This window comes from Robiginitalea sp., from assembly GCF_049588695.1.
Classification (GTDB): Bacteria; Bacteroidota; Bacteroidia; order Flavobacteriales; family Flavobacteriaceae; genus Robiginitalea.
The window spans coordinates 1-7,491 of record NZ_JBAVZJ010000400.1; the positions used below are offsets into that span (position 1 = coordinate 1).

Below are 7,491 nucleotides of genomic sequence, written 5' to 3' on the forward strand. Positions count from 1 at the left end.
CCTCAGAAAATATGGTTGTCGATTTTGCCGATAAAATTCGAAAAAGGCTGCCCGACGGGATTCAGTTGCATTCCCTGAAACTTCGGGAAACCGGCACAGCCTATGCGGAATGGTTTGCGAGTGATAACAGTTAATCTCCATAGCAGGGTGTCTGAGGCCTGAAATTCAGGAGAGATACTTATTTTTACAGACGATGAATTCCATTGAAGTCCCTACGGGAAAAAAGATTTATTTCGCCAGCGATAACCACCTGGGGGCTCCAACTTCTCAGCTCAGCCAACCCCGTGAGAAGAAATTTGTAAGATGGCTCGAAGCCCTTCGCGAGGACGCCGCAGCGGTCTTTCTGCTGGGGGATTTGTTCGATTTTTGGTTTGAGTACGACACGGTAGTCCCCAAAGGGTTTACCCGTACTCTTGGCAAACTTGCAGAGATCACAGACAGTGGCATTCCCGTCTATTACTTTGTGGGAAATCACGATTTATGGATGAATGGGTATTTTGAGGAGGAACTCAACATCCCGGTATATCACAAGCCCCAGATTTTCGAGATCGGAGGAAAAAAATTCTTTATCGGCCACGGGGATGGGCTTGGTCCGGGGGATAAAGGGTTTAAACGGATGAAAAAAGTCTTTACAAACCCGGTTTCCAAATGGTTTTTCCGGTGGTTACATCCCGATCTGGGTGTTCGGATTGCCCAGTATTTTTCAGTCCGGAACCGAATGATTTCCGGGGAGGAAGATGTCCGGTTTTTAGGAGAGGATAAGGAGTGGTTGGTGCAATACGCCAAAAGGAAACTCGAAAATCAGCATTTTGACTATTTTGTTTTCGGACATCGGCATCTCCCTTTGGACATCGGGTTATCAGAGGGTTCCCGATATATAAATCTGGGGGATTGGATCGGCTATTTCAGCTACGGCATTTTTGACGGGGAAAATCTTCAAATAGAATACTTCGAAAAGGAGGCCTAAGGTGCCTCGCTCTGTATATCCCTGATTTTTAACTGCAAGCTGGTTTTTCCCTGCCAGGTGTTTTCGTCAAGCGAGAATGCCGCCCAAAAAGGCGCACCATTTTCTACCCGATCCAGATGGGATCCCAGTCCAAATCCGATACCTGCGAAAGGCCCACAGGCGTCCTGGGTTACAGACACCTTCAAATGTGCACCATGGCCTCCCACGGTACGCGCGTACCCCGTTTCCTTTAAGGGGCCCGACGCGAAAACAGGGCTGGGGTTCCCAGGGCCAAACGGGGCGAACTCCTTTAAAATCCTCCAGAGCTTTGGGGTAATCTCCCCCAGGTGTAACGGCATATCAATCTGTATCTGTGGCAAGCGGTGTTCCGGCAAAAGGGTCTCTGCAACAACTGCTTCAAAACGCTTTTTAAATTCCTCATATTTTCCTTTCTCCAGGGTCAGGCCTGCAGCATAGGTATGCCCCCCGAATTGCTCGATAGTATCCGTACAGGCTTCGAGGGCCTGATACACATCGAATCCCCGGACAGATCGGGCAGAGGCCGCAAGTTTATCCCCACTCTTTGTAAAAACCAGGGTAGGCCGGTAATAAGTTTCCATAAGCCGGGACGCCACAATTCCAATGACCCCTTTATGCCAGGTATCCCGATAAACGACGGTGCTCATGTTCGACTCTTCTCCCTTTTCCCGGATTATAGATAACGCTTCTTCCGTAATCTGCTGGTCCAAGCCTTTGCGTTCTTCGTTCAACGATTCGATCTCAAGGGCGTAACGCCTGGCCTGCTCCCAATCGCGTTCGGTAAGCAGTTGTACGGCCTGCTCCCCGTGTCTCAGTCTTCCCGCAGCGTTCAATCGGGGTGCCAGTTGAAAGACCAGGTCTGAAACCTGGTAGTGCACCCTTTGAATATCCTGCATTAATGCCTTCAGACCAGGGCGGGGATCTTCGTTGATCACCTGCAGGCCGTAATGGGTAAGCACCCGGTTTTCCCCTGTAATCGGGACGATATCCGCTGCAATAGCCACAGCCACCAGGTCCAGATAGGGACGGAGGGATTCCACAGGCAGGCCTTTACTTTGCTGCAGGGCCTGAATAAGCTTAAATCCCACCCCACATCCACAAAGGTCCGTATAGGGATAGGTGCAATCCCCTCGTTTCGGATCCAGAACGGCCACAGCGGGGGGTAGTGTCTCCCCGGGCCTGTGATGGTCACATATAATAAAGTCTATGCCTTTGGACTGTGCATAGGCCACCTGCTCCACGGCCTTGATGCCACAATCCAGGGCGATAATCAGCTGAAACTCGTTGTCTTCTGCAAAATCAATACCCCGGAAGGAAATTCCGTATCCCTCCAGATACCGGTCGGGAATATAGGAAGCCACATTCGGATACCGAGATTCGAGATATGCCACCATCAGCGAGACAGCCGTGGTCCCGTCTACATCGTAATCCCCGTAGACCAGAATACGCTCGCCGTCCCTTATGGCACTTTCAATACGGTCTGTGGCCCGGTCCATATCCTTCATCAGGAAGGGATTGTGCAGGTGTTCCAGTTGGGGTCTGAAGAATAAACGCGCCAGCTCATAATCCTCAATCCCCCGCTGGACAAGAAGCCCTGCGATCAGAGGATCAATACCGAGGGACTCCGCTAAAGCAACGGTAGTTTCAGGATTCGGTGCGGGTTTAAAAGTCCAGCGCATCTATACTTTAGGTTTACTATACAACAAGATTCCGAAAAGCCCCTTCAGAATTTCAAATCCGGGAAAGAAGTCCGGCTATTCGTGGTGGAAATGAGAAGTGACCGATACCTCGGCAAAAGTCCGGAACATCTTCATCACCCCGCAATAGGTATCTACGGATAGTTTTACAGCCCTTTTCAGCTTCGCTTCATTCAGGGTTTTCCCGAAGAAATGAAACTCCATATCCACCTGTTCATATGTCTGGGGCTGGGAATCGCTGAGCTTCGCCTGTATATCGATATGAAAACTCCCGATTTCCAGTTTCATCTTGCGGATGATAAAGGCCACATCCAGGCCAGAACACCCGGCAAGGGAGCTTAACATCAGGGCTTTAGGCCGGAGCCCGTCCCCCTGTCCCCCCTCTTCCGGGCTTGCGTCTATTTTAAAAGTCTGTCCGGAGGGGTTGTCGCTCTCAAAGGCCATATCGCCCATCCATCGAGTTTTCACAAAATTGGTGGAAGCCATAATTATTCGTTATTTTTAGAGATCAAAAATACAATAAAATCCCCCTGTTATGGCCCTTGTGAATCCCCTAGACCCAAATTCAGATCCGGAAACCTGGAAGCTGGCTGAGTTCTTTAATGAAACGCTGGGATTTTGTCCGAATTCGGTCCTGACCATGCAACACCGCCCGGCGATTTCAAAGGCTTTTATTACCCTGAACAAGGCGGTAATGGCCAATGAAGGAAAGGTCACTTCAGCCCTGAAACGCATGATCGCCTGGGTCAGCAGCAATGCAGCCGGATGCCGCTACTGCCAGGCCCATTCTATCCGTGCGGCAGAGCGCTATGGGGCGGAAGCTGAAAAACTCGATAACATCTGGCAATACCGCACGCACTCCTCCTTTACCGAAGCAGAGCGCGCTGCACTGGATTTTGCCCTGGCCGCTTCTCAGGTTCCGAATACTGTCGATGCCGATCTTAAAAAAAGGCTCCACACCTATTGGGATGATGGCGAAATCGTGGAGATACTCGGTGTTATCTCACTTTTTGGTTACCTGAATCGCTGGAATGATTCCATGGGGACGGATATTGAAGACGGGGCCGTGGACAGCGGAAAAAAATACCTCTCTAAATACGGCTGGGTTGAAGGTAAACACGACGGTAGCGCCTATTGACACTCAGTTCAATAGAGGTGCCCGGTGTTACTTTTGACCTTCTACGACAAGTACTAACTCGCCTTTTGGAGGTTTATTCTCGAAATGTGCTAAAATCTCGGAGGTGGTACCCCTTAGCGTTTCCTCATACATTTTAGTGAGTTCCCGGGAAACGGAGATCAGCCGATCGGGTCCAAAGTATTCCACAAATTGCGCAAGGGTCCTCAGGAGTTTGTGCGGACTTTCATAAAAGACCAGTGTTCTGGTTTCCTCAGAGAGGAGCTTCAATCGGGTTTGGCGACCTTTTTTAAGCGGCAGGAACCCTTCGAAGACAAAACGTTCGGTTGGGAAACCGCTGTTGACAAGGGCAGGTATCAACGCAGTTGCTCCCGGCAAACAGTTAACGCCGATCCCCTCCTGTATACATTCCCTGATCAATAGGAAGCCCGGGTCTGATATTCCCGGTGTCCCCGCATCTGAAATCAGCGCCATGGTCTCCCCAGACTTCATACGGGTCACTAACTGGTTTAAAATACGGTGTTCATTATGCATGTGGTAGGACCTCAGGGGCGTGGGAATATCGTAGTGCTTTAATAATTTCCCGCTGGTCCTGGTGTCCTCTGCCAGGATGAGGGTAACGGATTTCAGCACCTCCAATGCCCTGAGGGTAATGTCTCCCAGGTTCCCAATAGGTGTGGGGACAATATAAAGGGATCCGTACATAGGCTTTTAAGGAAAAAAGGCCGAAAATGCCTCATGCACTCCGGCCTTTATATTGTCAGCTATCTAATTTAAGAAAAACGCCTTTCGATCATCTCGAGAAATCGGGTTTCGTATTCCTCTTTCCCCTTCCAGTTCTGATACTCCGGCTTGACCATTTTTCGTATAAACGCGACAGAATTCTCATGGGAATCCATAGTGTTCAGCTGGGAAAGAATGCGGTTAAAATCCTCAGTACTGTCATTAAAGAGGTGTTTGACAAAAGCCAATCGGTCGTTTAAACCCACGGAAATATCCTTGGCAGTCAGGGTATCGTTGAGGGATCTCGCCGGTTTTGCAGCCTCCAGATCTGCCGCAGTTGGGGTAACTGTTTCCTTGTCGTTCTTCACAAAGTCATTATTGTTTAGGAACTGGGCCAGGATTTCTTCCAATTCTTCCCCTCCGGGCATCTCCGAAACCATGTGTTTAATGGTGTCGATTCCCGGGATAATAATATCTTCTTCATGCGGGCTGCTCTCAGGGACCCCCTTATTTTCATTGAGTACCGCAGAGGCCATTGTCTCAAATTTTGAGGCTACCGAACTTTTGCTTACATCCACTTCGAGGTCCTGAAGTTTTTCTTCAATAAAGTTGAGCACTGCGAGTTTCTCATAGAGGTCCCGCGCCTGCTCATAAATTTGCGGCAGCTCCGACATTTCTGTATCTGAAATAATCCTGCTGGCCAATCCAATCAATTCAGCTCTTAATTTCCGTTTCATGGCGTTTTCTTCTGGACCGTAATTCCCGGCCTGTATTTTTCATACTTTTATAACCGCTACCAATTGCAAAACGATAGAAGTATAAAATTTAGTCTAAAAATACGAAATGTTTCTCGAAAACACCGTTAACCCGGAAGAACAATTCGGCTGGATCGAAGTGATCTGTGGCTCCATGTTTTCGGGCAAAACAGAGGAACTTATACGTCGTCTGAAACGGGCTCAGTTCGCCCGTCAAAAGGTGGAGATCTTCAAGCCGATTGTCGATACGCGGTACCACGAGGAAAAGGTGATTTCTCACGACGAAAATGAAATCAGGTCTACCCCTGTACCCGCAGCTGCCAACATCAGGTTACTCGCAGATAACTGCCATGTGGTAGGCATAGATGAAGCCCAGTTTTTTGATGACGAAATAGTTACAGTATGCAATGATTTGGCCAATAGTGGTATACGCGTAGTCGTTGCCGGTCTGGATATGGATTTTAAGGGAAATCCCTTTGGACCTATGCCGGCCCTGATGGCTACGGCAGAATATGTCACTAAGGTGCACGCCATTTGCCCTAGAACCGGAAACCTGGCGAATTATAGCTTTCGAAAGTCTCAAAACGACCGTTTAGTGTTATTGGGGGAGACGGAGGAATATGAGCCCCTGAGCCGGGCGGCTTTTTACAAAGCCATGTTGAAGGAAAAGATCAGCAAGATTGAAGTGAAAGACCCTGAAATCGTTACCCCTAAAAATACAGGGAATGCCTAAAAACCCTGAGACTGTACTGGAAATTGATCTCGACGCCCTGTCCCATAACTATACGGTTTTACGGTCGCGTATCCGCCCTGATACCCGGTTATTGGGAGTGGTCAAGGCCTTTGCTTATGGGAGCGAGGCCACAGAAATAGCCCGTAAGCTCGAAGCATTGGGAGCCGATTACCTCGCGGTAGCCTATAGCTCAGAAGGAGTTTTCTTGAGAAAATCCGGTATCCGCTTACCTATCCTGGTACTTCATCCCCAGCCCGATGGGATGGAAGAAATCATAGAAACCTGCCTGGAGCCAAGCCTTTATAGTCCGCGTATTTTTCTGGAGTTTGTCAAAACAGCCCGGGCGATGAAGCAAAAGGCCTACCCCGTACATATTAAATTTAATACCGGCCTGAATCGCCTCGGATTCATGGAGAATGACCTGGATTGGATCGGCACTCAACTGGGGGGTACTGATAGTTTGGAAGTTCGCTCCCTTTTTTCACATTTGGCAGCATCAGATGATCTGAACGAAAAGGAATATACCCTTGGCCAACTGGAGGCCTTTAAGGCTATTGTTAAAAATGGGGAGCAATACTTCAATCCGCGGCCTTTTTACCACCTCCTGAACACCTCGGGTGTTTTTAATTACCCCGAAGCTCAATGGGATATGGTAAGGACCGGGATTGGACTTTACGGATATTCCAACGACCCGGAAACGGATGCCCTTTTGAAACCTGTTTCCAGGTTGCGCACCCGAATTTCTCAAATCCATAAAATTGAGCCGGGCGAATGGGTCGGTTACAACAAGGGATATCAGGCGGAGGACTTCAGACTAACGGCTACTTTGCCCATTGGTCATGCCGATGGCATTGGGAGGCAGTACGGGCAGGGAAAAGGACGTGTGTATATTCAAGGGAAACCCGCCCCTGTTATAGGCAATGTATGTATGGACATGACCATGGTAGACATTAGTGATATCAACTGCAAGGAGGGGGATGAAGCCGTTTTCTTTGGGGATGGTATTTCTGCAGAAGCCCTGGCTTCCCGGGCGAATACCATCTCCTATGAACTGCTTACAGGGATTTCTCAGCGGGTTCCAAGGGTCATTACCGGGGCATAAAACCGGGTAAAGGGAACTGAAATTTACTACCTTAGCATCTCACTAACCATTAAAACAGAAATTCCATGTTTAAAGAATTCAGAGCCTTTATCATGACGGGGAACGTCATCGACCTGGCAGTTGCCGTCCTTCTCGCAGGAGCCGTCGGGCTCGTAGTCAACGGTTTTGTAAATGATATCATGATGCCCATAGTGGGTTACTTCGCAGGGGGTATGGACTTTTCGCAGTTTAAAATCATCCTGTCTGAGGCAGTTGTCACCCCGGATGGCACCGTGGTTACCCCGGAGAGTGCGATCCGCTACGGCGCCTGGATCAATTCAATCATCAACCTGATCATTGTTGGGTTTGTACTGTTTTTAAT

General features: G+C 49.0%; 10 protein-coding genes. 6 read left to right on the plus strand and 4 right to left on the minus strand.

Features of this window, described 5'->3' with window-relative positions; translation table 11 throughout:
* Both WBV75_RS09385 and WBV75_RS09390 read left to right on the plus strand, forming a co-directional pair.
* A partial coding sequence (locus WBV75_RS09385; protein ID WP_424120373.1) for a 6-pyruvoyl trahydropterin synthase family protein occupies positions 1–134 on the plus strand: 134 nt, incomplete at its 5' end.
* Positions 135–193: 59 nt separating this feature from the next.
* On the plus strand, positions 194–967 hold the full coding sequence (locus WBV75_RS09390; RefSeq protein ID WP_424120364.1) for a UDP-2,3-diacylglucosamine diphosphatase: 774 nt from the start codon (positions 194–196) through the stop codon (positions 965–967).
* On the opposite strand, the gene recJ is transcribed toward WBV75_RS09390, so the two are convergent.
* Positions 964–2,664, minus strand: coding sequence for a single-stranded-DNA-specific exonuclease RecJ (gene recJ, locus WBV75_RS09395; protein ID WP_424120365.1), 1,701 nt, complete (start codon positions 2,662–2,664; stop codon positions 964–966). The two genes, WBV75_RS09390 and recJ, sit on opposite strands and share 4 nt — an antisense overlap.
* A 75-nt stretch (positions 2,665–2,739) precedes the next feature.
* The gene (locus WBV75_RS09400) at positions 2,740–3,168 is read right to left on the minus strand and encodes an OsmC family protein (RefSeq protein ID WP_424120366.1); all 429 of its coding nucleotides are present in this window, start codon (positions 3,166–3,168) and stop codon (positions 2,740–2,742) included.
* A 49-nt stretch (positions 3,169–3,217) separates the two neighbouring features.
* On the opposite strand from WBV75_RS09400, the gene WBV75_RS09405 reads away from it, so the two are divergent.
* Complete coding sequence (locus tag WBV75_RS09405) at positions 3,218–3,820, plus strand: carboxymuconolactone decarboxylase family protein (protein ID WP_424120367.1); 603 nt, start codon at positions 3,218–3,220, stop codon at positions 3,818–3,820.
* Positions 3,821–3,847: 27 nt separating this feature from the next.
* Here the strand turns inward: WBV75_RS09405 and rsmI are convergent, their stop codons facing one another.
* Together rsmI and WBV75_RS09415 are read right to left on the minus strand one after the other, a co-directional pair.
* Positions 3,848–4,522, minus strand: coding sequence for a 16S rRNA (cytidine(1402)-2'-O)-methyltransferase (gene rsmI, locus WBV75_RS09410; protein ID WP_424120368.1), 675 nt, complete (start codon positions 4,520–4,522; stop codon positions 3,848–3,850).
* Positions 4,523–4,590: 68 nt separating this feature from the next.
* A complete protein-coding gene (locus WBV75_RS09415; RefSeq protein ID WP_424120369.1) occupies positions 4,591–5,277 on the minus strand; it encodes a hypothetical protein in 687 nt (228 codons plus the stop codon).
* Positions 5,278–5,383: 106 nt separating this feature from the next.
* Between WBV75_RS09415 and WBV75_RS09420 the strand changes: the two genes are divergently transcribed.
* The 3 genes from WBV75_RS09420 to mscL all read left to right on the plus strand — a co-directional run.
* The gene (locus WBV75_RS09420; RefSeq protein ID WP_424120370.1) at positions 5,384–6,028 is read left to right on the plus strand and encodes a thymidine kinase; all 645 of its coding nucleotides are present in this window, start codon (positions 5,384–5,386) and stop codon (positions 6,026–6,028) included.
* Positions 6,021–7,130, plus strand: a complete 1,110-nt coding sequence (alr, locus tag WBV75_RS09425) for an alanine racemase (RefSeq protein ID WP_424120371.1) — start codon at positions 6,021–6,023, stop codon at positions 7,128–7,130. The genes WBV75_RS09420 and alr overlap by 8 nt, the downstream gene beginning before the upstream one ends.
* 65 nt (positions 7,131–7,195) lie before the next feature.
* On the plus strand, positions 7,196–7,491 hold a 296-nt coding region (gene mscL / locus WBV75_RS09430), incomplete at its 3' end, for a large conductance mechanosensitive channel protein MscL (RefSeq protein WP_424120372.1).